At 61.7% G+C, this 26,694-nt stretch carries 23 protein-coding genes and 1 pseudogene; 9 read left to right on the top strand and 15 right to left on the bottom strand.

The features are described from left to right. Positions 1–3: 3 nt before the first annotated feature. From QM467_RS07075 to QM467_RS07060, 4 genes are all read left to right on the top strand, one after another. A complete protein-coding gene (locus QM467_RS07075; protein WP_283365604.1) occupies positions 4–186 on the top strand; it encodes a hypothetical protein in 183 nt (60 codons plus the stop codon). 116 nt (positions 187–302) lie between these two features. Next, the gene (locus QM467_RS07070; RefSeq protein WP_283365603.1) at positions 303–599 is read left to right on the top strand and encodes a ribbon-helix-helix domain-containing protein; all 297 of its coding nucleotides are present in this window, start codon (positions 303–305) and stop codon (positions 597–599) included. 203 nt (positions 600–802) lie between these two features. Next, positions 803–1,363: a gluconate 2-dehydrogenase subunit 3 family protein gene (locus QM467_RS07065; protein WP_283365602.1), complete on the top strand. Its 561-nt coding sequence runs from the start codon at positions 803–805 to the stop codon at positions 1,361–1,363. Between the two features lie 24 nt (positions 1,364–1,387). Then, on the top strand, positions 1,388–2,959 hold the full coding sequence (locus QM467_RS07060) for a GMC family oxidoreductase (protein WP_283365601.1): 1,572 nt from the start codon (positions 1,388–1,390) through the stop codon (positions 2,957–2,959). Between the two features lie 104 nt (positions 2,960–3,063). Here QM467_RS07060 and QM467_RS07055 read toward each other — a convergent pair whose 3' ends face one another. Then, positions 3,064–3,342 (bottom strand): hypothetical protein, encoded by a 279-nt coding sequence (locus tag QM467_RS07055; RefSeq protein WP_283365600.1) that lies wholly within the window; start codon positions 3,340–3,342, stop codon positions 3,064–3,066. Between the two features lie 218 nt (positions 3,343–3,560). After that, positions 3,561–4,028, bottom strand: coding sequence for an Lrp/AsnC family transcriptional regulator (locus QM467_RS07050; protein WP_342395104.1), 468 nt, complete (start codon positions 4,026–4,028; stop codon positions 3,561–3,563). A gap of 139 nt (positions 4,029–4,167) precedes the next feature. On the opposite strand from QM467_RS07050, the gene mdeB reads away from it, so the two are divergent. Continuing rightward, entirely contained in the window at positions 4,168–6,867 is a 2,700-nt protein-coding gene (gene mdeB, locus QM467_RS07045) for an alpha-ketoglutarate dehydrogenase (protein ID WP_283365599.1), read from the top strand. A gap of 106 nt (positions 6,868–6,973) precedes the next feature. Here mdeB and QM467_RS07040 read toward each other — a convergent pair whose 3' ends face one another. Beyond that, positions 6,974–7,468, bottom strand: a complete 495-nt coding sequence (locus QM467_RS07040) for a DUF1097 domain-containing protein (protein ID WP_283365598.1) — start codon at positions 7,466–7,468, stop codon at positions 6,974–6,976. 426 nt (positions 7,469–7,894) lie between these two features. Here QM467_RS07040 and QM467_RS07035 point away from each other — a divergent pair, with 426 nt between their 5' ends. Beyond that, positions 7,895–9,199 carry an Nramp family divalent metal transporter gene (locus QM467_RS07035; RefSeq protein WP_446737744.1) on the top strand — a complete coding sequence of 435 codons (1,305 nt, stop codon included), beginning with the start codon at positions 7,895–7,897 and terminating at the stop codon, positions 9,197–9,199. A 250-nt stretch (positions 9,200–9,449) separates the two neighbouring features. Here the strand turns inward: QM467_RS07035 and QM467_RS07030 are convergent, their stop codons facing one another. The 7 genes from QM467_RS07030 to QM467_RS07000 are packed head-to-tail and all read right to left on the bottom strand — an operon-like array spanning position 9,450 to position 20,387. Continuing rightward, positions 9,450–10,022, bottom strand: a complete 573-nt coding sequence (locus tag QM467_RS07030; RefSeq protein ID WP_283365596.1) for a DUF2478 domain-containing protein — start codon at positions 10,020–10,022, stop codon at positions 9,450–9,452. Continuing rightward, positions 10,019–10,846: a peptidylprolyl isomerase gene (locus QM467_RS07025; RefSeq protein ID WP_283365595.1), complete on the bottom strand. Its 828-nt coding sequence runs from the start codon at positions 10,844–10,846 to the stop codon at positions 10,019–10,021. The genes QM467_RS07030 and QM467_RS07025 overlap by 4 nt, the downstream gene beginning before the upstream one ends. Before the next feature lie 5 nt (positions 10,847–10,851). Beyond that, on the bottom strand, positions 10,852–11,556 hold the full coding sequence (gene narI / locus QM467_RS07020) for a respiratory nitrate reductase subunit gamma (RefSeq protein ID WP_283365594.1): 705 nt from the start codon (positions 11,554–11,556) through the stop codon (positions 10,852–10,854). Next, positions 11,549–12,313 (bottom strand): nitrate reductase molybdenum cofactor assembly chaperone, encoded by a 765-nt coding sequence (narJ, locus tag QM467_RS07015; protein ID WP_283365593.1) that lies wholly within the window; start codon positions 12,311–12,313, stop codon positions 11,549–11,551. The genes narI and narJ overlap by 8 nt, the downstream gene beginning before the upstream one ends. Continuing rightward, positions 12,313–13,836, bottom strand: a complete 1,524-nt coding sequence (gene narH, locus QM467_RS07010; RefSeq protein WP_283365592.1) for a nitrate reductase subunit beta — start codon at positions 13,834–13,836, stop codon at positions 12,313–12,315. The genes narJ and narH overlap by 1 nt, the downstream gene beginning before the upstream one ends. Before the next feature lie 11 nt (positions 13,837–13,847). Further along, a complete protein-coding gene (locus QM467_RS07005) occupies positions 13,848–17,612 on the bottom strand; it encodes a nitrate reductase subunit alpha (RefSeq protein WP_283365591.1) in 3,765 nt (1,254 codons plus the stop codon). Positions 17,613–17,645: 33 nt separating this feature from the next. After that, positions 17,646–20,387, bottom strand: a complete 2,742-nt coding sequence (locus QM467_RS07000) for a nitrate/nitrite transporter (protein WP_283365590.1) — start codon at positions 20,385–20,387, stop codon at positions 17,646–17,648. Positions 20,388–20,636: 249 nt separating this feature from the next. Between QM467_RS07000 and QM467_RS06995 the strand changes: the two genes are divergently transcribed. Then, complete coding sequence (locus tag QM467_RS06995) at positions 20,637–21,335, top strand: cyclic nucleotide-binding domain-containing protein (protein ID WP_283365589.1); 699 nt, start codon at positions 20,637–20,639, stop codon at positions 21,333–21,335. A 216-nt stretch (positions 21,336–21,551) separates the two neighbouring features. On the opposite strand, the gene QM467_RS06990 is transcribed toward QM467_RS06995, so the two are convergent. Continuing rightward, on the bottom strand, positions 21,552–22,025 hold the full coding sequence (locus QM467_RS06990; RefSeq protein ID WP_283365588.1) for an aminoacyl-tRNA deacylase: 474 nt from the start codon (positions 22,023–22,025) through the stop codon (positions 21,552–21,554). Positions 22,026–22,181: 156 nt separating this feature from the next. Between QM467_RS06990 and QM467_RS06985 the strand changes: the two genes are divergently transcribed. Further along, positions 22,182–22,346, top strand: coding sequence for a hypothetical protein (locus tag QM467_RS06985; RefSeq protein WP_283365587.1), 165 nt, complete (start codon positions 22,182–22,184; stop codon positions 22,344–22,346). Between the two features lie 8 nt (positions 22,347–22,354). Here QM467_RS06985 and QM467_RS06980 read toward each other — a convergent pair whose 3' ends face one another. The 3 genes and pseudogenes from QM467_RS06980 to QM467_RS06970 form a co-directional block, all read right to left on the bottom strand. After that, on the bottom strand, positions 22,355–23,809 hold the full coding sequence (locus tag QM467_RS06980; protein ID WP_283365586.1) for a Na+/H+ antiporter NhaC family protein: 1,455 nt from the start codon (positions 23,807–23,809) through the stop codon (positions 22,355–22,357). Further along, positions 23,767–24,813: a hypothetical protein gene (locus tag QM467_RS06975; protein ID WP_283365585.1), complete on the bottom strand. Its 1,047-nt coding sequence runs from the start codon at positions 24,811–24,813 to the stop codon at positions 23,767–23,769. The genes QM467_RS06980 and QM467_RS06975 overlap by 43 nt, the downstream gene beginning before the upstream one ends. Positions 24,814–24,861: 48 nt before the next feature. Continuing rightward, positions 24,862–25,113, bottom strand: a pseudogene (locus QM467_RS06970) (arginine deiminase family protein); the annotation flags it as partial. A gap of 202 nt (positions 25,114–25,315) precedes the next feature. Here QM467_RS06970 and QM467_RS06965 point away from each other — a divergent pair. Beyond that, complete coding sequence (locus QM467_RS06965; protein ID WP_283365584.1) at positions 25,316–25,930, top strand: hypothetical protein; 615 nt, start codon at positions 25,316–25,318, stop codon at positions 25,928–25,930. Between the two features lie 12 nt (positions 25,931–25,942). Here the strand turns inward: QM467_RS06965 and QM467_RS06960 are convergent, their stop codons facing one another. After that, entirely contained in the window at positions 25,943–26,599 is a 657-nt protein-coding gene (locus tag QM467_RS06960; protein WP_342395108.1) for a TetR/AcrR family transcriptional regulator, read from the bottom strand. Positions 26,600–26,694 lie beyond the last annotated feature (95 nt).

The following is a 26,694-nucleotide window of genomic DNA, read 5'->3' as shown; positions in this document are numbered from 1 at the left end:
GCCATGCAAAATCAATCGGCTCAATTATCGGCGGAGGAAGAAAGCAAGGACGCTTTCTTTCAGGAGCTCGCGCAATTGTCGGAGAATATGGTCGCCGCACATGGAAAGGATTTCTCTATGGGCGCGCTTCTGATGGCGGTCCGCTGGATCGCCGAGGGCAAGCTTCAGTCGCAAGGCGCCGAATGACGTGCTGCCGCCGCCGCTTGTGGTTTGGTCGGCCGCGAAGGCCTTCAGAGTTCACGCTGCGCTTCTGATCTCTCAAGACACTGCCGAGGCGCCAAGAATATCGTGGGATAGTGGAAATGTGCCATTTTTTTGCAAGCCAGGATCCAGATAGTTACGCCTTTGAGACGCGCTCGCTTCGATTGAACGGACAATCCACGAGCATCCGGCTCGAGAAGATTTTTTGGCAACGGCTCGAAACCGTTGCTGAACAGATGGGACTCAAGCTTCCCCGATTCATTTCTTCCGTGCATCAGGAGATCCTGCTCCTCAGGGGCGACGTGCCCAATTTCACATCGCATCTTCGCTGCATTTGCATCGTCGCGCAGGAGGGCGATCGTCTCAATCGCCGCGAGGACGCCAGGCGCGCAGCATAGAAAAGGCTGCCGATTTATTGGAAGGTATTAGCAGCATACCACCCGGCGTCTGATCCTCACGTTAGTTTCGAACATTCGATCAACTTGCGCCGTGAAGAGGCGTCCTTGCGCGGCTGATACCGCTGATCTCCTTTTCCAATCAGGCGTCTCGGTCCAATAACCAATCAAACGGGCGCGTTCCAATCCCGTGGGGAGGAAACAACATGACGGAACACAAGCATCATCACGACCATTCACACGCTCCTTCGTCGCTGAGCCGCCGCATATTTCTTCGCCGGTCTTCCGGGGTCACTCTGGCCGCGGCGATCAGCGTCACAATGGGCGGGGCGTTGCTGAACGCAGAAGAATCATGGGCTCTCGAGGTCAAGGGTCTCCGGCCTGAAACGCTCAAGACTCTGATCTTGTTGTCGCGCGATATCTATCCGCATGACCGGATCGCCGACCGCTATTACGCTATCGCCGCCAAGCCTTTCGACCAGAAGGCCGCCGCCGATCCCGCGCAGAAGGAAATGTTCGAAAAGGGCGTCGCTGAGCTCAACGCGCTGGCGGGCCCCGGCGGCTATGTCGCGGTTCCCTGGGAGGCCGACCGCGTCGCCCTTCTCAACAAGATCTCCAGCACGGCGATGTTTGAAGCCGTGCGCTCGGCGCTGGTCGTGTCGCTCTACAACCAAAAGGAAATCTGGCCGCTCTTTGGCTACGAGGGCGAGTCCTATTCCAAGGGCGGCTACATCCATCGCGGCTTCGACGACCTCGACTGGTTGTGAACGACAAGAATTCGGGAGAGAAACATGGTTGCGAAATTCGAACTCAACGACGACAACGTCGTCGTCATCATTGGCTCCGGCGCGGGGGGCGGAACGCTCGGCAATGAGCTGGCCCAGAAGGGCGTGAATGTCGTCATTCTCGAAGCCGGACCGCGGCTGACGACCGACGATTTCGTCAACGACGAATGGGAGAGCTTCGCCCAGCTCGCGTGGACCGATGCGCGCACCACCTCCGGCACTTGGCGCGTCGCGAAGAATTTTCCCAACCTTCCGGCCTGGATCGTCAAATCGGTTGGCGGCACCACCACCCATTGGGCGGGCGCTTCGCTGCGCTTCCAGCCGCACGAGTTCAAGACCCTGACAACTTATGGCAAGATCGACGGCGCCAATCTGCTCGACTGGCCAATCACGCTGGAAGAGCTGGAGCCCTACTACGCCCGCGCCGAGGATAAGATGGGCGTGACGCGCACCAATGGCCTGCCGGGCCTGCCGGGCAACAACAACTTCAAAGTGTTCAAGGCCGGCGCCGACAAGCTCGGCTACAAGGAATGCAATACCGGCCGTATGGCGATCAATTCGGTCGAGCGCGACAACCGCAATTCCTGCCAGCAGACCGGTTTCTGCTTCCAGGGCTGCAAATGGGGCGCGAAATGGTCGACGCTCTATACGGAGATTCCGAAAGGCGAAGCGACAGGGCACATGGAAGTGCGGCCGCAATCGCGGGTTTTGCGCATCGAGCATGACGACGCGGGCAAAGTGAACGCCGTGGTCTATGTCGATAAGGACGGAAACAAGCAGCGCCAGAAGGCGCGGATCGTCTGCGTCGCCGGCAATTCGATCGAGAGCCCAAGGCTCCTTCTGTTGTCCGCCTCGTCGAAATATCCCCAGGGCCTTGCCAATTCCTCGGGGCAGGTGGGGCGCAATTACATGCGTCACACCACAGGTTCGGTCTACGCCTCGTTCGACAAGCCGGTGCATATGCATCGCGGCACGATCATGGCCGGCGCGATCCACGACGAGGCGCGCAACGATCCCTCCCGCGGCTTTGTCGGCGGCTATAATCTGGAGACTTTGTCGCTGGGCGTCCCTTTCATGGCGGCGTTTCTCGACCCGGGCGCCTGGGGTCGTACCTTCACCAGCGCCATGGATGATTATCCGAACATGGCCGGCCTGTGGATCGTCGGCGAGGATATGCCGCAGGAAAAAAATCGCGTCACCCTCAGCGCAACGGTCAAGGACAAGCTCGGCCTGCCCGTCGCCGACGTGCATTTCGACGACCACCCGAATGACGTGGCGATGCGAAACCACGCCTATCAGCAGGGCCGAAAGCTTTATGAGTCGGTCGGCGCCATCCGCACATTTCCGACGCCGCCCTATCCATCGACGCATAATCTCGGCACTAACCGCATGAGCGCACACCCGCGCGACGGCGTCGTCAACAAATGGGGCCAGACGCACGACATCAAGAATCTCTTTGTGTCGGACGGGAGCCAGTTCACAACTGGCGGCGCAGAAAATCCAACATTGACGATCGTTTCTCTGGCAATTCGTCAGGCCGAATATATCGCCCAGCAGATGAGCGTGCGCGCCATCTGACCGGCGGTTTTGCCGGCTATCTCTGACGGTCCTCATTGGGGGGCGATTCATGGCAAGTGCGGGCGGCGGTCAGCCGCCCGCACTTGGAGATAGGGCTGGCAGTTTCACCGTGGGTTGCAGATCTCGTTGGTGTCGGGATCGAGCCAGTCATCCGGGGAAGCGAAGCCACCGAGCACCTGCACCCCTGTCGCGGGCAGGCAATGTCTGAACGCGGCAACGGGCTTTTGGAAGTGGAACTGAGTAGTATCGACGCCGACGCCTTCGCGGCGAGCGTGACTGGAGTTGGCAAGGCTCGTGGTCTGGCCTATGCTTACCAAGATCAGCATAGCGCAAGCTGTGCACTTGCCGACCGAGCTGAAAGTACGTTGTGTTGCGATTGGCATTGCACGTCCTCCCGAGGCTGGTCAAGTTGTGGCTAGCGGTAATTGCTAGTCATCGGCGATAATACGCACGACCGAGCATAAGGTTGCTGGCCAAGCTCAAATTGTTCCCATTTACCTCCGTGCACGGCCAATCGTAGTCGCATGTGGCTTGGGCGCTGGCGTCGACGTAACCGCCATCGGCCAGATCGAGACCCGGGCAATGGCGAGCCCGCTAAAAACTATTTTTGCGGAATATTCAAGGGAAGGGCCGTTTTATATTTTACCTGTTTGAGAGCAAAGCTCGAACGTATTTGCGAAATGCCCTGTATTTTGGTCAGTTTATCAATGATGAAGCGCTCAAACGCCGGGATATCCTCGACAACGACGCGCAGCATGTAGTCGGATTCCCCGCTCATCAAATAGCACTCCATAACCTCTGGGTAGCGATGCATCGCGGCTTGAAAAATCTCCAAGGCTTTTTCGACCTGCTTTTCGAGACTGACTTGAATGAATACGCTGACGCCCAAGCCCATGGTCAAGGGATCCAACAAGATGACATAGCGGTTGATGCAACCAGATGCCTCAAGCGCTCGAACACGCGCAAGACAGGGAGAGGGCGAAAGGTTGACCCGGGAGGCGAGCTCAACATTGGTGAGCTTGGCGTTTTCCTGGAGCTCGCGAAGGATTTTGATATCTATTGCGTCCAAGTTCGATCTCCGCATAACACGCTGCATATTGGGCGATTCATGGTAGTTTATGCGGAAAATTGCCGCTTATGCAGCCCTCTTCGGCGGATGCTGCGCCGGTCGTCATGGTAAGTTCTGCTTCAAATGAAGGAGGCTTCAAATGGCGCAAATAGCGAACTCGGACGTGGCTCTACCGTCCCAACGATCAGCCGCTGATAGCGATGTGACCGAGACGCGAGAGTGGCTTGACGCACTCGAATCTGTTGTGAGCTTCGCTGGAGACGAGCGCGGAAGCTTCCTCATTCAGCGGCTCGAAGAACGCGCTCGTGAGTTGGGCCTGACCGGCCATGCGCAGCCCTATTCAGCCTACCGCAATACGATTCCGGCTGAAAAGCAGGGTCGCTTCCCTGGCGATCTGACGATTGAAGAAAGGCTGACCGCCATCATGCGCTGGAACGCGCTCGCCATGGTGTCCCGGGCGAACATTGCCTATGGCGAACTCGGCGGACACATCGCAAGCTATGCGTCCGCCGCGGAAATTTTCGAGGTCGGCTTCAATCATTTTTTCCGCGGCGCGGATGCCGAACAGGGCGCGGATCTCGTCTATTTCCAGCCCCATTCGGCCCCTGGGGTCTATGCCCGCGCATTTCTTGAAGGGCGCTTGGGCGAGGAGCAACTCGCCCATTACCGGCGGGAAACGGGCGGCTCGGGTTTGTGCTCCTACCCGCATCCCTGGCTTATGCCGGACTTCTGGCAGTTTCCGACGGGTTCGATGGGCATTGGCCCCATCAGCGCCATCTATCAGGCGCGCTTTCTGCGCTACCTCGAACACCGCGGCTTGGCCAAGACCGATGCTCGCCATGTTTGGGGCGTCTTCGGCGATGGCGAAATGGACGAGCCGGAGTCGATCGCCGGTTTGACGCTGGCGGCGCGAGAGAAACTCGACAACCTCACTTTTATCATCAACTGCAACCTTCAGCGCCTGGATGGTCCGGTGCGGGGCAACGGACAAATCATTCAGGAACTGGAGGCGCTCTTAGCTGGCGCGGGTTGGAATGTCATCAAGGTCCTGTGGGGCTCGGAATGGGACGCGCTGTTCAGCAGAGATGTCAACCACGCGCTGCTGAAGCGCTTCGCGGCGACCGTGGATGGGAAATACCAGACGCTCGGAGCAAAAGGCGGCGGTTACAACCTGACGCATTTCTTTGACGAAGACCCGGAATTGAAGGCGCTCGTCGCGCATATGAGCGACAGCGAAATTGATGGGCTGAAGCGGGGCGGCCACGATATCCGCAAGCTCTTCGCGGCTTTCGCGGCCGCCAAATCTCATCAGGGGAAGCCGACCGTTATCCTCGCGAAAACGAAAAAGGGTTACGGGATGGGCGAAGCGGGCGAATCCCGCATGACCGCCCATTCCACCAAAAAGCTCGATATCGCTGGACTCAAATCATTTCGTGATCGCTTCCAGCTGCCTCTAACCGATGATGATCTCGTCCAGTTGAAATTCTATCGACCCGCTGAAGACGGGCCGGAACTGAATTATTTGCGCGAACGCCGCGCGGAATTAGGCGGATATCTGCCTGCGCGGCGGAGCCGGGCGCTGGTCGTTCCAGTCCCGCCCTTGGCCGATTACGCGAATTTCGCCCTGACCGCCGACGGCAAGGAAATGTCGACGACGATGGCCTTGGTGCGAATTTTTGGAACCTTGCTGAAAGATGCGCAGCTTGGCCGGCGCATTGTGCCGATTGTCGCCGATGAGGCGCGGACATTCGGCATGGCCAACCTGTTCCGTCAGGTCGGCATCTATTCTCCGGTTGGCCAGCTTTACGAGCCAGAGGACGCAAAATCGCTGCTCTTTTACAGGGAGGCCAGGGACGGCCAAATCCTGGAAGAGGGCATCACCGAGGCAGGCGCGCTGTCGTCGTGGGTCGCCGCGGCAACGTCGTACAGCGTCAATGGCCTACCAATGCTGCCTTTCTATATTTACTACTCGATGTTCGGCTTCCAGCGTGTAGGCGACCTGATTTGGGCCGCGGCTGATCAACGCGCGAGAGGATTTCTCTTTGGCGCCACTTCCGGGCGCACGACGCTTGGCGGCGAGGGGCTACAACACCAGGATGGCCAAAGTCACGTCATTGCGGCGACGATTCCCAATTGCCGCGCCTACGATCCTGCCTTCGCAGGCGAGTTGGCGGTAATCATCGATTACGGCATGCGCCAAATGCTGGAAGCGCAGGAAGACGCTTTCTATTACATCACCGTCATGAACGAAAACTACGCCCAGCCGTCGCTGCCCGATGGCGCGGAAGACGATATCATCAAAGGCATGTATCTCTTTGGCGGCCATGAAGTTGCCGGGACCGCCGCCGGCAAAGTGAGACTTCTCGGGTCGGGCGCGATTTTGCCTGAAGTCATCGCCGCCGCAGAGCTGCTGGCGAAGGATTGGCGGATCGAGAGCGAAATTTGGAGCGTCACCAGTTTCAGCGAACTCGCGCATGACGCCAGAAAAGTGGACCGGTGGAACCGTCTACACCCGTTACAACCCGCGAAAGCCTCTCACGTCGGCGAATGCTTGCGCGGAGGCGTTCCCGTGATCGCCGTCACCGACTATGTGCGCGCTTATCCGCAACTGATCGCGCCATACATCAAGGCGCGTTACGTGACGCTCGGAACCGACGGCTTCGGACGAAGCGATACGCGCACAAGTCTTCGTCGCTTTTTTGAGGTCGATCGGAAACAGACGGTGCTCGCCGCATTGCAAGCGCTTGTCGGCGAAGGAGCGATTGAGCCGGAGACATTGGCCTCGGCAATCCAACGTTACGAGATCGACGCGGACGCGCCCGCTCCCTGGTCCATTTGATTTGCCCGAAAGAGATCAGGCGACGATCGCAGCAGCGACCGTCGCCATCCCGGACACGTTGCGCGATCCCGTCGCCGGGCGCGGCCGCGTCCTCGTCTCGCTTACATCAGATCTCGGAAAGTTTGGACTCGGCGCCGGCGCCGCCCGCGATCAATTTCCCAAGACGCTCGGAAGCATAGCCCAGTCCCAAGCCGGCCACCCAGGTCAAGGCGACATACAGGGCGGCGGCGTCAAGCGGGCTCTGCGAGCCGAAGAAACTCGCCGCGCCCAGGAAAGCGGCAGGCGTGAAGGCGAGCGCCGAAACGTCCGCCATCGCCACGAGAACGAAGGCAAGGATTGTCACGAAGGCGATCAGCGGCCACAATCCGCCGCCCGCAAATTGCACGGCAAGCAAGGTCAGAAAAGTCAGGCCAATGCCCGCCAGCCCGGCACAGCCGACTTTGAGGATCGCTTGTGCGCCGCCGCCGGCGGCAAAGTAGGCGCCCCACGCGATAAAGCCAATCCAGGCATTGAGGTGCAGCGCGGGAGCGCCAACGCTGACATAGACCCATGGGGCGACGAGCAAGGCCACGGCCAATGCGATTGCATGCAATGTTTTCATGTCCATCCCTTTTTGATTTCTGTTGTCGTTTTGTCGAGAGTGGAGGCCTCAATCGCTCTCCGATATCGGCTCCACCCACGACATCGCGTCGGCAAGGTTTATGCCAGAAAAGGTTGGATTAAATAGTGAAGTTATGCGCCTTGCTTTCCTCATATGTGCGACTGAGAAATTTTAATTGTTGCAATGCACAAGTCTGTCGATGTAATTTGCATCAACTAAGCACGATATTTGTGCTGTAAGATAATATTACATGTTACATACACGGATATTACAATTGTAAAATCGTGTAACATACCAAATAGGCAAATAAATGTGCGGTTATCTTGTGGACTATTCATCGGCGATATGCCGATAATATAGACCTTGTTGGCGGCTCCAATGGGCGCGCCGAAATCCAGTCGTCCACGCAAAGCCCCCGATTTTCCGATGGAATTTGAAACCGCTCTGAAGCCGGGCTCCTTGACCGAACGAAACGTCTTCGCGACGCGCCAGCTTCTGTCGGGGGCGGGCGGCGGCCCTGGCGCCTATCTGGCGTTTGCCGGCCCCGCCTTGATCGCGTCCATCGCCTATATGGACCCTGGCAATTTCGCGACCAATATTCAGGCGGGGGCGAAATATGGCTATGGGCTGCTTTGGGTCGTGGCGCTTGCCAATCTGATCGCCATGCTGTTTCAGGCCCTGTCCGCCAAACTGGGCATCGCCGCCGGCCACAATCTCGCCGAGCTGTGCCGCGCACATTTTCCGTGGCCGATTGTCTGGATCATGTGGGCCGTCAGCGAAATCGCCGCCATGGCCACCGATCTGGCGGAGTTTCTGGGCGGGGCCATCGGGCTTTCGCTGCTGTTCCACATGCCGCTGATCGCCGGCATGGGCGTCACGGCGATCGTCTCCTATGGCATCTTGATGTTCGAGGGTCGCGGCTTCCGGCCGATTGAGCTGATCATCGGCGGTCTGGTCGTCTTGATCGGCCTTTGCTACCTCGCCGAAATGTTCATCGCGCCGGTCGACTGGGCGAAGGTGGGCTTTCACGCCTTCGTCCCGCAGCTTGCCGACGACGGGGCCTTGTTCATAGCCGTCGGCATTGTCGGCGCCACGATCATGCCGCACGCGCTCTATCTTCACTCTGGCCTCACGCAGGGCCGCACGCCGGTCCGCAACGAGTCGGAACGGCGTCGGGTCATACGCTTTTCCAACTGGGAAGTGATCATCGCGCTCTCCTTTGCCGGCCTCGTCAACATGGCCATGGTGATCATGGCGTCGAGCGCCTTTCACGCCGGCTACAGCGACGTCGCGGAAATCGAGACGGCCTATCACACACTGACGCCTCTGCTGGGCGCGGGCGCCAGCGGCATCTTTCTGATTTCGCTCATCGCCTCGGGGGTGTCGAGCTCGACGGTCGGCACCATGGCGGGACAGATGATCATGCAGGGCTTCATCGGTTTTCGCACCCCCGCTTGGGCGCGCAGGCTGATCACCATGCTGCCGGCTTTCGCGCTGGTCGCCTGGGGCGTCAACGCCACGCAGGCGCTCGTAATGAGTCAGGTCGTGCTCAGCATCGCCTTGCCGATACCGATGTTTGCTCTGCTCCTCCTTACGCGGCGCGCCGATATCATGGGCGCTTTTGCCAATCGCTGGCCGACGCAAATCGTCGCCGCGGTCTGTGCCGGCGCAGTGTTGTTGCTCAATGCCGTGCTCATCGTTCAGACATTCGGCGTTGCGACGCCCCGCTAGAACGACTTTGGCTTTTGCGGCGCCCGCCGGTTTTCAGCTTCCAGCGTCTTCAGACATCGCGCAAGGCCATGGTCGAGGATGGCGCTTTCGCTACCTCGATCGCCAGAAACCGGCCGATGCTTATCGAAACAATGTTCGGGAAGCGCTATCCCGCAGCCTCGCGACCCTGGCGAAATACAGCGTCGTGATCAACGGCGTGAGCAACTCGCGATCTGCGAAGAACTGCGGGTCGAAAGCCTGGAAGGCCTTCTCAGGCGCCGACATGTCCGTTGGGCCCGGCGCTCACATCACGATCGTTCGCGAAACCGCCCGCAAAATCGCGCCAGGACGCCAGATTGCGGCGCGGCACGCCAATGACGACCGGAATCTCGAGAGCGAGCGCATCCGAGATGATACATCTGAACCCGCCGCCCTCGGCCTCCGTCTTCCCGAACTTGTTGAGCAGGACGAGATCGCAATGCTTCATGTTGGACAGGACGAGCGCACAGGCGCGGGCCAACCCGTCGTGATCGAGCCGGCAGCCGCGCGCCAGCGCGCCGCGATCTTCCGAAATCCTGATGATATCCCCGCTGGCCAAATCTTCCAGCGCCATGTCGCAGCGCTTTCCGGGCGCGGAAGGCGCAGGCTCCTGCTCGATCACGCCGCCCAGGCGGAAACCAGCGTCGCGCCCCGCTGCAGCGAGGGCGCGAAAGACCTCGCCGATGGCGAAGCCCTCGTCATAGACCAGCGCCGTCAGCGGGCTGGCGAGCGGATCGAGTCCGACGACGCAAGGGGGAACGTTAGAGGCCGAAAGCGAGGGATACATCGTCATCACGGCCGTCATTCTCCCTGCGCCGAGCCAGGTCGCCCGAGAATGACGCCGCGAATGTCCGCCTGCTGCGCCAGATGGGCGATATAGCCTGCAATCGCTTGGCGTTCGCGGGTTTCCGACAGGAAGTCCGCGATCCGCGCCTTGACCGCTTCAAAGGGCAGGATCGCGCCTTCAATCTTCCGGTCGAGCCGCAACACATGCAGGCCAAAGCGCGTGCGCACAGGCTCGTCCGAAATCTCGCCGGGCGCCATGGCGAAAAGCGCGCGCTCGAATTCGGGGACCATTTGCCCGCGCGTGATCTGGCCGAGATTGCCCCCGGTTTCGCGCGAGGGGCAGGCCGAGCAGGCGCGCGCCACGCCGGCAAATCCGGAGGGATCATGCTTGAGCGTAGCGATCAACGCGCGCGCGGCCTCAAGCTCGTACTCTTCGTTATCCGAATTGAACGCGATGAGAATATGCGCGGCCTCGTAAATGTCGGCCGAGCGGAAGCGCGGCCGATTATTGTCATAATAGCGGCGGCAAAGCGCGTCGTCCGGAGCATCCTGCGGCGTCGCCTGGGCCATCAGGGCGCGGATCAGCGCGTCCTCGTCCGTTTCGCGGCGCCCTTCGGCATCCTGTTCCGGTTCGGGCGCGAGGCCAAGGCGTCCAGCTTCCTGGAGCAGCAATTCGCGAATGGCCAGCGCGCGCGCGGCGGCGGCGAAAGCCTGCGTGGGCGAAGGGGCGGCATGGTGCTGCGCCTCCGCCGCGATCGTTTCATGGGGCAGGACAACGCCATTGACGCTGACTTGCTTTCGCGCGGGCATGGAATCCGGCGCATGAATGGCGCAGGCGCTCATGGCTTTCACTCCCCTGCCGGTAGCGTCTTGCGGCTGCGCACGACCTGATAGCCCTGCCGGCCCAGATACCAGACGGGCGCCGACCAGACGTGCACCAACCGGGTAAAGGGAAAGACCAGGAAAATGGTCATGCCCAGCACGAGGTGCAGCTTGAAGATCGGGCTGACGTCGACGACGTTGAGCCAGGCGTCCGTCTGCAAGGTCAGCACGCCCTGCGCCCAGTTCATGAACTTCACCATTTCATGGCCGTCGAGATGACCGAGCGACACGAAGATGGTGGACAGGCCGAGCAGCAATTGCGCAAACAGCATCAGCAAGATGGCGATGTCGCTGAACGACGACGTCGCGCGAATGCGCGGATCGGTCAGGCGGCGCTGGGTGAGCAGGACGATGCCGACAAGGCACATCAGCCCCGCGGTTCCGCCGACGACGATCGCCAGCATCTGCTTGAACGAATGCGAAACGCCAAGCGCGTCGAAGATGGCGATCGGCGTCAGCAGGCCGACGCAATGACCCAGGAAGATGATCAATATGCCGACATGGAAAAGGTTGGAGCCCCACATCAGCTGCTTCCGGCGCAGAAGCTGCGAAGAGCCCGAGCGCCAGGAATATTGCTCGCGGTCGAAGCGGATTGCGCTCCCGAGCAGGAACACGGTCAGGCAGAGATAGGGATACCAGCCGAACAGCAGGTGATTGGCATAGTCAGCCATGACGGCCGTCCTCCATCGCGTGGTGGGAAGGGGAATGCGTGAACGTCGTGCGCGGCGCCGCCGACTGGACGACGCCCGGCGCCGGTCGCCGGGCCTGGCGCAATTTCGCGGCGAGCGAGTCATGTCCGCAATCGCCGTCCGCCGGCGCGCCGAAATCGACCGGCGCGTCTTCATAGGCCTGGTCCAGCGCCTCGAAATCGTCGGGCGCGGGATCTGGCTCGTTGCGCAGGACGGCGAGCAAGGCGGCGTCGGGCTGAACCTGCGCCATCGCCGCCATCGCCCGGAACACGGCTTCGTATAGCGAGCAACGCTTGTGCAGCCGCTCCGCCAGCACCGTGAAGACATGGGCCGGATCAGCGAGCAGAGGCAACGCCTCGGCGGGATCGAGCGTGGAGAGGAACTCCAGGAACAAGGGCGTGAAATCGGGCAGCTCGTTATCTGCGCCGACAAGGCCCTTGCTCTCGTAGAGCGCGCGCAAATCGACCATGGCCTGCCCACGGTCGCGACTTTCGCCATGCACATGCTCGAACAGGTGCAGCGACAAGGCACGCGTGCGGTCGAACAGCAGGACGTAGCTTTCCTGCAAGTCATAGAGATCGCGGCCGCGCAGGTCGTCGATCAACTGGCGCAGCGCAACGCTTTCCGCCGCCGGAATGAGCCGCTCGTTTTCGATGGTGGCCCCGATCTCGTCCAGCGCCGCGACAATATCCTCGGTCGGATAGGAGAGCAGCGCCGAAAAGGCCTTGAAAATACGCATCATGCGACCTCTTCGGGTTTGAAAATTTTCGGCGATTTGTTGCCGCCGAACAGGCTCGGCGTCTCGCCCTCGGAACAGCCGTTGCCAAAGGAAAAGCCGCAGGAGCCACGCAGGTCATAGGCGTCTTCGGCCCACTCGCGATGCGTCGTCGGAATGACGAAACGGTCCTCGTAATTGGCGATCGCCATGATCTTGTACATGTCCTCGATCTGCTCAGCCGTCATGCCGACGCGTTCGGCGAGCGACGCGTCGATCATGCCGTCGATGCTTTTCGCGCGCATATAGGCGCGCATGGCGAGCAGGCGTTCGAGACCCAGCGCCACCGGCGCCTCGTCGCCCGCCGTGAGCAGGTTGGCGAGATATTTCAGCGGAATGCGAAGCGACCGCACGTCCGGCATGGCGCCGTCCATGCCCATCTTGCCGGCTTCGGCCGCCGCCTGGATCGGCGACAGCGGCGGCACGTACCAGACCATCGGCAGGGTGCGGTATTCGGGATGGAGCGGGAATGCGATCTTCCAGTCCATCGCCATTTTCCAGACCGGCGATTTCTTCGCGGCTTCGAGCCACGCGTCTGGCACGCCGTCGGCGCGCGCCTGCGCGATTACGGCCTCATCGTTGGGATCGAGGAAAATTTCGAGCTGAGATTGATAAAGCTTGCCTTCGTCCTTGACGCTCGCCGCGGCCTCGATGCGATCGGCGTCATAGAGGATCACGCCGAGATAGCGGATGCGTCCGACGCAGGTTTCCGAACAGACCGTCGGCATGCCCGCTTCGAGGCGCGGATAGCAGAGAATGCATTTCTCCGACTTGCCCGTCGACCAGTTGTAATAAATCTTCTTGTAGGGGCAGGCGGAGACGCACATGCGCCAGCCGCGGCACTTGTCCTGGTCGATCAGGACGACCCCGTCCTCCTCGCGCTTGTAGATCGCGCCCGAGGGACACGACGCCGAACAGGCCGGATTAAGGCAATGCTCGCACAGGCGCGGCAGATACATCATGAAGGTGTTTTCGAACTGGCCGTACATCTCCTTCTGCACGCCCTCGAAATTATAATCCTTCGAGCGCTTGGAGAATTCGCCGCCGAGAATTTCCTCCCAGTTCGGGCCGCCCTCGATCTTCTCCATCCGCTCGCCGGTGATCAGCGAGCGCGGTCGCGCCGTCGGGAAGGCTTCGAGTTCCGGCGCCTTTTGCAGGTGCTCGTAATCGAAGGTGAAGGGTTCGTAATAATCGTCGATTTCCGGCAGGTCGGGGTTGGCGAAGATTTTCGCCAGCACCCGCCATTTGGCGCCGATCTTCGGTTCGATCGATCCGTCGGCCTTGCGCTTCCAGCCGCCGTTCCACTTCTTTTGATTTTCCCAATCCTTGGGATAGCCGATGCCCGGCTTGGTCTCGACATTGTTGAACCAGGCGTATTCGACGCCTTCCCGGCTCGTCCATACATTCTTGCAGGTGATCGAGCAGGTGTGGCAGCCGATACATTTGTCGAGGTTGAGCACCATCGCGATTTGCGCGCGGATTTTCATCGAACTTCTCCCTATTCCGCCGCAGTGGTGAGCGGGCCGCGCGATGCGCGATGTTTGCTTTCGTCGAACGGCTTTTCGAGCCAATCGACCTTCGACAATTTGCGGATGATGACGAATTCATCCCGATTGGTGCCGATGGTTCCGTAATAATTGAAGCCATAGGCCTGCTGGGCGTAGCCGCCGATCATATGGGTCGGGTTGAGCACCACGCGCGTCACCGAATTATGGATGCCGCCGCGCCGCCCCGTGGTCTCCGAGCCCGGCATGTTCACGATCTTTTCCTGCGCGTGATACATCAGGCACATGCCCTGCTTGACGCGCTGGGAAACGACGGCCCGCGCGACCAGCGCGCCGTTGGAATTATAGGCTTCGATCCAGTCGTTATCGACAAGCCCGGCCTGTCTGGCGTCGACCTCGCTGATCCAGACAATCGGCCCGCCACGCGACAGCGTAAGCATCAGCAGATTGTCGGTATAGGTCGAGTGGATGCCCCATTTCTGATGCGGCGTGATGAAGTTCAGGACGATCTGCTTTTCGCCATTGGGATGCTTGTCGATCACCGGCTTGATCGCGCGCGTGTCGATCGGAGGCCTGTACACGCAGAGGCTGGCGCCGAAAGCGCGCATCCACAGATGATCCTGATAGAGCTGCTGGCGCCCGGTGAGCGTGCGCCACGGGATCAGCTCATGCACATTGGTATAGCCGGCGTTGTAGCAGACATGCTCGCTTTCGAGCCCCGACCAGGTTGGCGCCGAAATGATCTTGCGCGGCTGCGCGACAATGTCGCGGAAGCGGATTTTTTCGTCTTCCTTCGGCAAGGCGAGATGCGCGTGTTCGAGGCCGGTGGCCGTGGACAAAGCCTCCCACGCGCGCACCGCGACCTCGCCATTGGTCTCCGGCGCCAGCATGAGAATGACTTCCGCAGCATCGACGGCGGTGTTGATTTTCGCCAGGCCCTTCGTGGCGCCTTCCTCGAGAACCACGCCGTTGAGATGTTTTAAGTGCTCGACCTCCGCGCCGGTCTCCCAGGCGATGCCCTTCACATTATTGCCGACCTTGTCCATCAGCGGTCCGAGCGAGGTGAAACGCTGGTAGATATTGGGATAGTCGCGCTCCACGACCGTCACCGCCGGCATGGTCTTGCCCGGAAGCGCGGCGCACTCGCCCTTCTTCCAGTCCTTGACGTCGAGCGCCTGCGCGATCTCAGCCGGCGAATCGTGCATGATCGGGGTCAGCACGACGTCCTTCTCGACGCCCAGCACTTCCGGCGCGACCTTGGAAAAGGCCTTGGCGATTCCCTTGTAGATTTCCCAGTCCGAGCGCGACTCCCACGCCGGATCGACCGCCGCGCCGAGCGGATGGATGAAGGGATGCATGTCCGAGGTGTTGAGATCGTCCTTCTCGTACCAGGTGGCGGTCGGCAGCACGATGTCGGAATAGACGCAGGTCGTGGACATGCGGAAGTCGAGCGTCACCAGCAGGTCGAGCTTGCCTTCCGGCCCCCGCTCATGCCAGGCGACCTCCTGCGGCTTGGCGCGACCTTCCTCACCGAGATTCTTGCCGAGCACGCCATGCGACGTCCCGAGCAGATGCTTGAGAAAATATTCGTGGCCCTTGCCGGACGAGCCGAGCAGGTTTGAGCGCCAGACGAACAGGTTGCGCGGCCAGTTCTTCGGATTGTCCGGATCCTCGCAGGACAGTTTCAGCTCGCCGGAAACCAGCCCTTGGGCTACATAATCCTTCGGCTCCAGCCCCTTCTCCGCCGCTTTCGCCGCGAGGGTGAGCGGGTTCTGTTCGAGTTGCGGCGCAGAAGGCAGCCAGCCCATCCGTTCGGCGCGCACGTTGTAATCGATCATCGCGCCGTCCCACGGTCCGACCGGAGCGGTGGGCGAGAGCAGTTCCTTCGGGTCGACCGTCTCGTAGCGCCATTGATCGGTGTGGGCGTAGAAGAAGGACGTGCCGTTCTGCTGGCGTGGCGGACGGCCCCAGTCGAGCGCGAAGGCCAGAGGCGCCCAGCCCGATTGCGGGCGCAGCTTTTCCTGCCCGACATAATGCGCCCAGCCGCCGCCCGACTGGCCGACGCAGCCGCACATGACCAGCATGTTGATCACGCCGCGATAATTCATGTCGCAATGGAACCAATGGTTCATGCCCGCGCCGATGATGACCATCGAGCGGCCGTTGGTCTTTTCGGCGTTGAGCGCGAATTCGTGCGCGACCTGCGCGATCTTGTCGCGCGAGACGCCGGTGATGGCTTCGGCCCAGGCTGGCGTATAGGGAACATTGTCGTCGAAATTGCGGGCGACATTGGCGCCGCCGAAGCCGCGATCCACGCCGTAATTGGCCAGGAACAGATCATAGACCGAAGCGACCAGAACCTCGCCTTCGGCGGTCGCCAGCCGCGTCGCCGGAAGGCGGCGCTCCAATATGCTGTCGTGATCGGAATGGGCGAAATGCTCATGCGCGACATTGCCGAAATAGGGGAAGGCGACATCGACCAGCTCGTGCTGGCCGTCCTTCAGCGACAGCATCAGATCGACCGGCGTTCCGTCGGAGCGTTTGGCTTCGAGATTCCACTTGCCCTTCTCGCCCCAGCGGAAGCCGACAGAGCCATTGGGCGCCACCAGTTCGCCGGTCTTGGAATCGAAGGCCAGCGTCTTCCATTCGGGATTGTTGGTCTCGCTCAGCGCCCCGTTCAGATCGGACGCGCGGAGGAAGCGGTCGGGGATGAGGCGCCCGTCCTTTTCGACGAGGCGCACCAGCATCGGCATGTCGGTGTAGCGCTTGCAATAATCGACGAAATAATCGACCCGCCGATCGACATGGAATTCTTTCAAAATAACGTGGCCGAAGGCCATGGCCAGAGCGGAATCGGTTCCCTGTTTCACCGAAAGCCAGATGTCGCCGAATTTCGCGGCCTCGGAATAATCCGGCGCTATCACCGCGCTCTTGGCGCCGCGATAGCGCGCCTCGGTATAGAAATGCGCATCCGGCGTGCGCGTCTGCGGCACGTTGGAGCCCCACAGCAGCAGGAAGCCGGAATTGTACCAATCGGCCGATTCCGCGACATCGGTCTGCTCGCCCCAGGTCTGCGGCGAGGATGGCGGCAAGTCGCAATACCAGTCGTAGAACGACAGACAGGCGCCGCCGATCAGCGACAGATAGCGCGCGCCGGCCGCATAGGAGACCATCGACATGGCGGGAATTGGCGAGAAGCCGATCACGCGATCCGGGCCGTGCTTCTTCACCGTATAGGCGTTGGCGGCGGCGATGATCTCATTGACCTCGTCCCAGTTCGCGCGGACGAATCCGCCGTGACCGCGCTTCGTCGTATAGGAATCGCGCTTGGCCGGATCTTCGACGATGGACGCCCAGGCCGTGACGGGCGTCAAGCTTTTCCGCGCCTCGCGCCAGAGCTTGACGAGACGCGAACGCACCAGCGGATATTTCACGCGATTGGCGGAATAGAGATACCAGCTGTAGCTCGCGCCGCGCGGGCAGCCGCGCGGCTCGTGATTGGGCAGGTCGGGCCGCGTGCGCGGATAATCGGTCTGCTGCGTCTCCCAGGTGACGATGCCGCCCTTGACGTAGATTTTCCACGAGCAGGAGCCGGTGCAGTTCACGCCATGGGTCGAGCGAACGATCTTGTCGTGCTGCCAGCGTTTCCGATAGCCGTCTTCCCAGCGGCGGTCCTCATTGGTGGTGACGCCGTGTCCATTCGAGAAAGGCTGCGGCGCCCTCTGGAAAAAGGTCAGACGGTCGAGAAAATGGCTCATCGCTCAAGCTCCAGATCTGGATTCGCGTTTTGATTATTCTGCTGGCGTCGGCGCGGCCGCCCGACGTCCCTCGACGTCGTGGAGCAACCCGCCCTTGCGGGTGTAGACCGCCCAGGTGACCACGACGCAGATGACGTAGAAACCGCAGAAGGCCCAGAGCGCGCCGCTTACCCCGCCGGTGAGGGCGATCGACGTGCCGTAGGATTTGGGGATGAAGAAGGCGCCATAGGCGGCGATGGCCGAGGTGAAGCCGGTGATCGCGGCGGATTCCTTCTCGGCCTGGCGGGTGCGCTGGGCCGCGTCCATCTGCGGCTCCAGCCGCGCGATCTCCTTGCGCATGATGTTCGGGATCATCTGGAAGGTGGAGGCGTTGCCGATTCCGGTCATCAGGAACAGGAACAGGAAACTGGCGAAGAAGCCCCAGAACGCGCCCGGCTGGTCCTTCACCCCGATGAAATAGATCACGCCGAGCACGCCCAGGATCATGCCGAGGAACACGCCAAGCGTGACGCGCCCGCCGCCCCAGCGATCCGCGACCCAGCCCGTGCCGGAGCGCGCCAGCGCGCCGACCAGCGGGCCGAGGAAGGCGTAGGCCAGCGCATCCACCTGCGGGAACAGGATCTTGCTCAGCAGGGGGAAGCCCGCCGAAAAGCCGATGAACGAGCCAAAGGTGCCAGTGTAGAGGACGCACATGATCCAGTTGTGGCGGCGGGAGAAAATCACCGACTGTTCGGCGAAACTGGCCTTGGCCGAGGCGATGTCATTCATGCCGAACCAGGCTGCGAAGGCCGATGCGGCGATGAAGGGCACGAAGATGAAGGCGGCGTTCTGGAGCCAGAGCTGGGTCGCCTTGTCCGCCGCGCCGACCACCTGCGGCGCGCCGCCAAGCGCGCCGAACACGCCATAGGCGATGATCAGCGGCGCGACGAACTGCACCGCGCTGACGCCGAGATTGCCGAGGCCCGCATTGAGCGCCAGCGCGTTGCCCTTTTCCGCCTTCGGGAAGAAGAAGGAAATATTGGCCATCGAGGAGGCGAAATTGCCGCCGCCGAAGCCGCACAGCAAGGCGAGGATCAGCAGCACGACATAGGGCGTGTCGGGGTTCTGAACGGCGTAGCCGATGCCGATCGCCGGGATCATCAGCGACCAGGTCGCCAGCGTCGTCCAAAGCCTGCCGCCGAAGACGGGCACCATGAAGGAATAGAAGATGCGCAGGGTCGCTCCGCTCAGGCCGGGCAGAGCGGCCAGCCAGAACAATTGGTCGGTCGAGAATTTGAAACCGACCAAAGGCAGCTTGGCCACAACCACCGACCAGACCTGCCAGATGGCGAAGGACAGGAACAACGAGGGGATCGACAGCCACAGATTCTTGCGCGCGACCGCCCTGCCCGTCTGGTCCCAAAAGGTCTTGTCTTCCGGGCGCCAATCCTGCAGCACCGCGCCGGACAAGGCGCCGACATGCTCCGGTTTGTGGACCTCCTGCATTTCGGGAAATTGCGGCAGCCGTTGCAGTTCGACGGCGCTCGCGGCGCTGCGCTCCATGGCGCGGATTGAGAAATGCATCCAGACCAGCGCGCCCGTGACGAGCACGAACAGCAGCATGAAGCAGCTGGTCCACAGCCCCGTGAGATCGAACAGGGCGCCGAAGGCGATGGGCAGCACGAAGCCGCCAAGACCGCCGATCATGCCGACGAGGCCGCCGACCGCGCCGACATTCTTGGGATAATAGACCGGGATGTGCTTGTAGACCGCCGCCTTGCCCAGCGCCATGAAGAAGCCGAGCACGAAGATCGTCACGATGAAGGCGGCCAGGCCCATCGCGAGATGGAAAGCCTTGTCGCCCTGCGCCGTATGCACAATGTAATCCGTCGGCGGATAGGACAGGATGAAGGTGCAAACCACGCCGACGAGGAACGTCCAGTACATCACCGTGCGGGCGCCGTAACGGTCGGACAGATGGCCGCCATAGGCGCGGAACAGGCTGGCGGGCAGCGAGAACATCGCCGCGGTCATGCCGGCCGTTTTCAGATCGACATGATAGACATTGATCAGATATTGCGGCAGCCACAGCGACAGCGCGACGAAGCCGCCGAAAACGAAGAAATAATAGAGCGCGAAACGCCAGACCTGGACGTTCTTCAGCGGCTCCATTTCCAGCCAGGCGCTGCGCGGCTTTTCGCCGGTGCGGCGGCGCTCGGCCACCACCGGATCTTCCCGGGTGGTGAACCAGAACACGACGGCCATTGCGGCCAGGACCGCGGCCCAAACCTCGGCGACGCCCTTCCAGCCCAGCGCGATCATCACGAAAGGCGCGCAGAATTTGGTGACCGCCGCGCCGACATTGCCGGCGCCGAAAATGCCGAGCGCCGTGCCCTGCTTGCCGGCCTCGTACCAACGCGAGACATAGGCGACGCCGACCGCGAAAGAGCCGCCAGCGATGCCGACGCCCAGCGCCGCCAGCAGGAATTGCGGATAGGTTTCCGCATAGGTGAGCAAATAGGTCGCCACCGCCGCCGCCAGCATGACGACGGTGAAAACGCGGCGTCCGCCATATTGGTCGGTCCAGACGCCGAGCGCCAGGCGGATCAACGAGCCGGTGAGGATGGGCGTACCGACCAGCAGGCCGAATTGCGTCTCGTTGAGACCGAGGTCTTTCTTGATCTGGATGCCGATGATGGCGAAAATCGTCCAGACCGCAAAACACAGGGTAAAAGCGACGGTCGAAATCCAGAGGGCGCGCGACGCTGCGCCACGGTCATGCAAAGTGTCGGTCATTTTCCATTCCGCCAAGCCGTCAAGGAAAAAAGCTTCTCATGCGAGGCACATTGACGACGGGGGCGCCGTCGGCACTTTGATTTCGATCAAAATCGCTAGTTTTATAACTAAAAACAATATGTTATTGTGTTTCTATCAATTCCGGCTCCGCGATTTTATTTGCTCGCGGACAACAAAGATCCGCCTTGGAGTTGATAATAATCAAGAACGGATTGGCGAGGTTTCGACGCCGGGCCGAGGGAGCACAGAATGCGCGCGGAAGAACGCGAAGAAATTGTCCGGCATCCCCTTCTTGCCGCCTGCCAGGCGGAGACATTGGATCTCCTGCTGCAAGGCGCGTTCGTGCAGCGATTTCCGGCCCATACCCAGCTGACCAGGGAGGGCGAGAAGGCCGATTTTCTTTATGCGGTTCTGTCCGGCGCCATAGAGCTTGCCGCCTCCTGGCTCGACCGCGAGACGACCATCGCGGTGATCGGACCGCCCCATACTTTCATTGTCGCCGCGGTCGCGCTCGATCGGCTCTATCTGCAATCGGCCCGCGTATTGGAGCCCTCCCGCATCCTGATGCTGCCTGCTGCACCCATAAGAAAGGCCATGCGAACTGACGCCGGCTTCGCGACCGCTATCGCCGAGGAAATGGCCAACGCCTATCGCAACGTCGCGCAGGAGCTGAAGAACCAGAAATTGCGCACCAGCCTCGAACGCCTCGCCAATTGGCTGGTGCATCGCGACAAGGAGACCGGCGGCGGGCACCGCTTCATCATTCCCTTTGAGAAGAAAATCCTCGCGGCGCGCCTCGGCATGGCGCCGGAAGCCCTGTCCCGCGCCTTCGCCACCCTCGTGAAATATGACGTCCGCATCGACGGCGCCACTGTCGTCGTCAAGGATTGGGCCGCCCTTGAAAAACTCGCTCATCCCGACCCGTTGATCGACGACGAAACCATTTGATGTCGAAAACTCCGAATCGAAAAATGGCGCATCGCAATCTTGCCGTTCTGAACCGCATATTTCGGGAGAACGTCTGCTTCCAACGGGTGGTCGAGCGGTCAAGAAAATTTACCGAATGACCGCTCCGGGTTGACGGTTGAAGTCGGTCTCCCCCAAATTCCAGACATCGGTCGCTTTGCGCGATTTCGGAATGCGGGCTTTCAAACCGGCTGCGCCTCACTCGAACGCGGCGGCGAAATGTGCGCGTCGCGCTTCATCGGTCAGCTGCGAAAATTGCGCCTGGCTCATGTGGACGAGCGTCTTGAGATCGCCCCCTTCGAAGTAGATGTCGCCGGGGTCGAAAACGCTGGCCTCCGCCACGACGTCGAGCCCATAGCATTCGCCAATGGCCGGGACGGCGCCGTGAGTGCAATCGTCGAACAGCCGGTCGAGTTCTCCTTCCGTCGCCAATGTGCAAGGCTGGCCGAGCGCCAGCTGCAGCCGCGATAAACTGATCCGCTGCGACGCCGGCAGGACGGCCAGCAGGTAGCCCCCGCGCGACCGCACGACAACCGCCTTCGCCAGACAATCGGGATAGACGCGACAGACTTCGGCTGCGGACATCGTGTCCTTCGTCGGCTGGTGTTCGATGAGATCGAAGCGAGCCTGTTTGCGGTCGAGATATTTCTGCAGTTTCATGGAGATGGACATGACGACCTCCATTGGCGGCCGGCGCGGGCGCAACGGATGTCGCCGAACGGTTTTCGGCGTCCGCATCGCGGCGTGCGGCTTCATGTCGGATGTGGCTGAATTTTATCGCGGCGCCGGCTTCAGCGCAATGGCGAGGCCGCCCACAAGGCGCACGCGTTGCGGCGCGCGGCGAATTTCGACCGCCCCGCCGCTGGCGACACGGCCAATCCAGGCATGCAGGCGCTGGCCGGCGCCAGGCGTCGCAAGATCGTGACCGGAAAACGGATCGGCAGCGATTCGCAGGCTGTGAAGGCCTCGCAGGCCCGCCGGGACACGCGCTGACTCATTAATCAGGCCGGGACGGGGTCGCTTCTGACAGGGCTTGCGTCTCGGCAGGGGCGGCCTTGAGCATGCGCAGTCCTAGCCATCCGATGGCGACCGTCATCAACGGTGCGAACAGAAGAAGAAGGCGTAGCCAGCGTGCGCGCAAGCACGACCGGCGCATAGCCGCGCCGCCCGAACTCGGGCCCGAACATGCGGCCGGGCAGGGCGACCGCCATATATTGATCGGCGGTTGCGATATTGGTTCCGACGCACACGGCGGCGACCGAGGTGATGAGGCCGCCGATCGAGCGGGCGCGCGCTGCGATCGGGCCGACGATTCGCTGAACGAGGCCCGCATGTTCGACAATGGCGCCGAAGGCCAGCGCCGACATGATGAGCCAGACAATGTTCAGCTTCTGCGCCATGCCGCCGCGCGAGAGCAGGGCGTCGATGGCCGCCTCCCCGGTTCGCGAGACGAAGCCGGTCGATAGCGCCATCCAGACGGCCTTGAAAACGCTGATCGGCGCGGGAAGATTGGCGTCCGCCGCGAAGGCCATCGCCACCTGGGGATTGAGCGCCGCTGCGACGACGCCGCCAAGAAGCGCTCCGGCGAAGATCGTGACGAAGGGCGGAAAGCGCAGGATCGCGAGGACGAAGACCGCGATGAGCGGAAGGAAGGCCCAGCCTGAAATATTGAAATGCACCGCCAGATTTTGCATCGCATGGCCGGATTCGCCCGAGGCCGAATGACCGAGTCCCGCGAACAGCAACGCCGCAAGCGCAAAGGACGGCACGGAGGTCCAGAGCGATTCCCGGATCAGCTGGAACAATTCGGCGCCGGTCACGGCGGTCGCGAGGTTGAGCGTGTCGGACAGCGGCGACGTCCGGTCGCCGAAAAAGGCGCCGGAGACGATCGCGCCCGCCGCGATTTCCGGCGACATTCCCAGATTGGCGGCGACGCCCATCAGGCCGACCCCAATGGCGCCGATGACGGTCCACGAGCTGCCGACGGCGATGGCGACGAGCGCGCAGATCATCAGCGTCGACACGTAGAAATAGTTCGGATTCAGAAATTCGAGCCCGTAATAGATCATCGCGGCCATGGCGCCGCTGAGGGCCCAGGAGCCGATCAGGGCGCCGACCGCGAGAAGAATGAAAATGGCGGACAGGCCCGTGGCGACGCCATCGACGATGGACTGGCTGACGCCCTCCCAGCGCATGCCGTTCTTGTGGGCGACCACGCCAGCGACGACGCTGGAAAAAATCAGCGCGATCTGGTTGGGGCCGAGTGCGGACTCCTTGCCAAACAGCAGATAGGAGGCCGCGAGCAGGACGATCAGCACGCTGAAGACCAGAGCGGAATCGAGCGCCGAAGGCGGGCGGATGTTTTCAGGCTCGGGAACTGCTTCTGGCGCGGGCCGCTCCGGGGAAGGGGCGATTAAAACCGCCAGCCCATCTTGAGCGCGGCCACCGCCTGCCATTGCTCGAAGCCGCCGCCCGGCGCGTTCGACCAGACCTTCAGATAGGAGCTTTGCAGATCGAGCGCCGGGCGCCCGAGCAGGGCGGCGTTGCGCTCGCCGCCGAGCCACTCGGCCGGGACGACATATTCTACCGTGGCGATCGGCTGGATTTCATAATTGTTGGCGAAAAAGCCGAAACTGTTGCGGTCGAACCAGCGGCCGATAAATTCGACGGCGAAACTGGCGTTCCAGTTCTTGCTGATCGAATAGCTCATCGAGGGAATGACAAAAGCGGCATAGGACGACGTCTGCGGCTCGCGAAGGCGGCGCTGCACGAAGGCCGTCAGGCCGAGCGACCAGACGGCGGCTCCGGAGCTGTCCGATGCGATGGGCGCCTGACGGAAGTCGCCGTCGAGATTGAACCTCTTGTTGAAGCCAAGATTGAAGTCCTGCCGCGCCGAAATCTGATTGTCGAAAGTGGGCGTGAAATCCCAGCGCGGCGCGAACACGAAATAAGGCGAGAAGGCCTGATCGTTGCCAGGGTCGACATATTGCAGGCGCGTCGAGCCGCCGGTCTTGTCGAGATTGACATTCGAGGCGCGGAAATAGCGGTCGGTTTCGGCAAAGCCGGCGACGGTCGCGCGCAAGGGGAGGTCGCCGACCGGCGTCGCCCAGGACAGGTTGCCGACGGGCCGCCATTGCCCGGTCGAGGTCCCGCCCCGGCTCACCTCCTCCGCATTGGAATTCCAGCCCAGCGGCAGCAGGGCGTTGGCGCGAAACTGCGGCGAAGGGATCTGCTTTTCCAGATCCGGCGACGTCGCATAGAGATTCGACAGCGGCGCAGGGGTCGCGGCGTTGGGCGTCGCGAACATGGCGTCGTTCATCGCGTCATTGGCGTCGCTTTGCGCGTCCAGACGTCCCGCCGTCTGCGCGGACGCCGGGGCAACCGGCCCGGCGAAAGCCAGGGCGAAAGCCGCGAGGCGGCAAATGCTTGCCGCACTTCCGGGGCGCCGGCGCCTTTGCATCAATTTCTCCCAGTCTGCGGGGCGCTACGGGCGCCCGATTTCGGCGGTTCAGAAGTCGGCAGGATCACGAATGATCGGACAGGTCATGCAATGGCCGCCGCCGCGTCCGCGGCCGAGTTCGGCGCCGACGATGGAGACGACCTCGACGCCGGCCTTGCGCAGCAGCGAATTGGTATAAGTGTTGGGGTCATAGGCGAAGACCACGCCGGGCGAGGCGCAAACGAGATTGGCGCCGCTGTCCCATTGGGTCCGTTCGCGCATATAGGCGGTGCCGCCGGTCACGACGACGCGCATATCCTCCCGTCAGAACCACCGCCAGCCGCAAACGCGCCGGCCTCTGTTCCACCAGCAAACCCAGCGACGGCGACGGCGGCGGCGTGGAGCGACGACGACAACCTGCGCCTTCCGGATCAATTCATCCGAAGGCGTTGCAATGCGGGCGTCGAGCGGCATGGCTTCGCTCGCGCTGGTCCCGAAGGCCGCGCCCGCAGCCGTGGCGGCGGTGGCGATCATCAATCCGCGCATCAATCCGCGACGATCAATTGCTTCCATCTGTTGCCAGCTCCTCCGGGTGGGGATCGACGAGCGACCAGAGCTTCGATTGGCGACCCGTCAGTCGCCGGCGGCGTCCGCCGGCATCAGGTCGGGAAGCTTGAACGGGTTTGTCTCCTCGGTCAACGCCGCAGCGACCGGGGCTGCGGTTCCCGGCAGGATCTCGAAATTCGGCCTGAAGACGACGATGAGGCTCCTGAGCTGGTCGAAAGGCGTCCTGTCGCCCGCTTTCTTCCTCGTCGCCGCTTTTCTTGTCGCCTCTGCCGCCTTTCGAAGGAGAAAGGTCGAGCGGGCCTTATGCGCGGAGTTTTATCGACGCCGGGCAAGTCCGAAATCCAACTATCTGATGAACGGGACGGCGCGCGTCGTTCTTGCCTTTTGGCGTTTCTGCGGCGGCGCATTTCGCTCATGCAGCCGGCGGCGGATTCCTGTGCGGCGTTTCGGGTTGGCGCCCGGTTGCAGCGACACAATTCGCCTTCCCCAACGGAATGCGACATATTCTGGCTCGGTCCCGGCCACGGTCGTTGAGACCGATCAAGATCGCCGGCGGGCGAGGACCAGCTGAACTTGGGTCGGGTTACGCCGCTGCGCTCCTGCACCCGTTCAGGAACAATCTCGCGCAGATTTTCGCCCGCCGTTCGATCTCATCGATCTCGGGCGCCTCGCGTTGCCCCATCATGACGGCGCGCTGCGGCTCCATGATCATCATGCCGCGCAGCATGGCGGCCCCCAGTTGCGGGTCTTCCAGATCGAGCAGGCCCTTGCGGCATTGCTCGTCGAGCCACAGCGCCATGGCGTCGCCGCTGCGCTTCACCGCCGCCTCGTAGAAGTGCCGGCCGATTTCAGGGAAACGCTCGCATTCGCTCAGGACCAGACGAAGGATGCCGATAGTCTTGCTGTCCAGCGTCAGGCGGCCGAAGGCGACCAGAATGCGCTCCAGCGCCTGCTCGATGTCCAGATGGGCGAGCGCCCGCTCGTCGATCTCAATGATGAAGCGCCCGATCCTGTCGGCGATCACGCTTTCGAACAGGGCGTCCTTGGTGGGGATGATCCGGTAGAGCGTCTTGGTCGAAACGCCCGCGCGTTGGGCGACGGCGCACATCGACGCGCCCGCATAGCCGCTGGCGTCGAACTCCGCCCGCGCCGCCTGGACGATCAGGTCGCGCGTCTCTTCATCGGTGCGAACGGGCGGGCGGCCGCGACCTCTGCAAGGCGACTTTGCATTTTCGACTATGGTCATTTTCCAAATTCCGATTGACTTCGGCAGCGTCGGGGATATTTTGGAAACTACGACGTTTCCTAAATAGTCGCAAGCCCCGATTTTCCGGC

It is taken from the genome of Rhodoblastus sp. 17X3 (assembly GCF_030056575.1).
Classification (GTDB): Bacteria; Pseudomonadota; Alphaproteobacteria; order Rhizobiales; family Beijerinckiaceae; genus Rhodoblastus.
This window is presented reverse-complemented; position numbering and strand designations above follow the sequence as displayed.

What these genes read in the sequence shown, in the direction of transcription:
- QM467_RS07075 (WP_283365604.1), top strand. Translation starts at nt 4, where the DNA reads ATGCAAAATCAATCGGCTCAATTATCGGCGGAGGAAGAAAGCAAGGAC.
- QM467_RS07070 (WP_283365603.1), top strand. Translation starts at nt 303, where the DNA reads ATGTGCCATTTTTTTGCAAGCCAGGATCCAGATAGTTACGCCTTTGAG.
- QM467_RS07065 (WP_283365602.1), top strand. Translation starts at nt 803, where the DNA reads ATGACGGAACACAAGCATCATCACGACCATTCACACGCTCCTTCGTCG.
- QM467_RS07060 (WP_283365601.1), top strand. Translation starts at nt 1,388, where the DNA reads ATGGTTGCGAAATTCGAACTCAACGACGACAACGTCGTCGTCATCATT.
- QM467_RS07055 (WP_283365600.1), bottom strand. Translation starts at nt 3,342, where the DNA reads ATGCCAATCGCAACACAACGTACTTTCAGCTCGGTCGGCAAGTGCACA.
- mdeB (WP_283365599.1), top strand. Translation starts at nt 4,168, where the DNA reads ATGGCGCAAATAGCGAACTCGGACGTGGCTCTACCGTCCCAACGATCA.
- QM467_RS07040 (WP_283365598.1), bottom strand. Translation starts at nt 7,468, where the DNA reads ATGAAAACATTGCATGCAATCGCATTGGCCGTGGCCTTGCTCGTCGCC.
- QM467_RS07035 (WP_446737744.1), top strand. Translation starts at nt 7,895, where the DNA reads ATGGAATTTGAAACCGCTCTGAAGCCGGGCTCCTTGACCGAACGAAAC.
- QM467_RS07030 (WP_283365596.1), bottom strand. Translation starts at nt 10,022, where the DNA reads ATGACGGCCGTGATGACGATGTATCCCTCGCTTTCGGCCTCTAACGTT.
- QM467_RS07025 (WP_283365595.1), bottom strand. Translation starts at nt 10,846, where the DNA reads ATGAGCGCCTGCGCCATTCATGCGCCGGATTCCATGCCCGCGCGAAAG.
- narI (WP_283365594.1), bottom strand. Translation starts at nt 11,556, where the DNA reads ATGGCTGACTATGCCAATCACCTGCTGTTCGGCTGGTATCCCTATCTC.
- narJ (WP_283365593.1), bottom strand. Translation starts at nt 12,313, where the DNA reads ATGCGTATTTTCAAGGCCTTTTCGGCGCTGCTCTCCTATCCGACCGAG.
- narH (WP_283365592.1), bottom strand. Translation starts at nt 13,836, where the DNA reads ATGAAAATCCGCGCGCAAATCGCGATGGTGCTCAACCTCGACAAATGT.
- QM467_RS07005 (WP_283365591.1), bottom strand. Translation starts at nt 17,612, where the DNA reads ATGAGCCATTTTCTCGACCGTCTGACCTTTTTCCAGAGGGCGCCGCAG.
- QM467_RS07000 (WP_283365590.1), bottom strand. Translation starts at nt 20,387, where the DNA reads ATGACCGACACTTTGCATGACCGTGGCGCAGCGTCGCGCGCCCTCTGG.
- QM467_RS06995 (WP_283365589.1), top strand. Translation starts at nt 20,637, where the DNA reads ATGCGCGCGGAAGAACGCGAAGAAATTGTCCGGCATCCCCTTCTTGCC.
- QM467_RS06990 (WP_283365588.1), bottom strand. Translation starts at nt 22,025, where the DNA reads ATGTCCATCTCCATGAAACTGCAGAAATATCTCGACCGCAAACAGGCT.
- QM467_RS06980 (WP_283365586.1), bottom strand. Translation starts at nt 23,809, where the DNA reads ATGGCAGGCGGTGGCCGCGCTCAAGATGGGCTGGCGGTTTTAATCGCC.
- QM467_RS06975 (WP_283365585.1), bottom strand. Translation starts at nt 24,813, where the DNA reads ATGCAAAGGCGCCGGCGCCCCGGAAGTGCGGCAAGCATTTGCCGCCTC.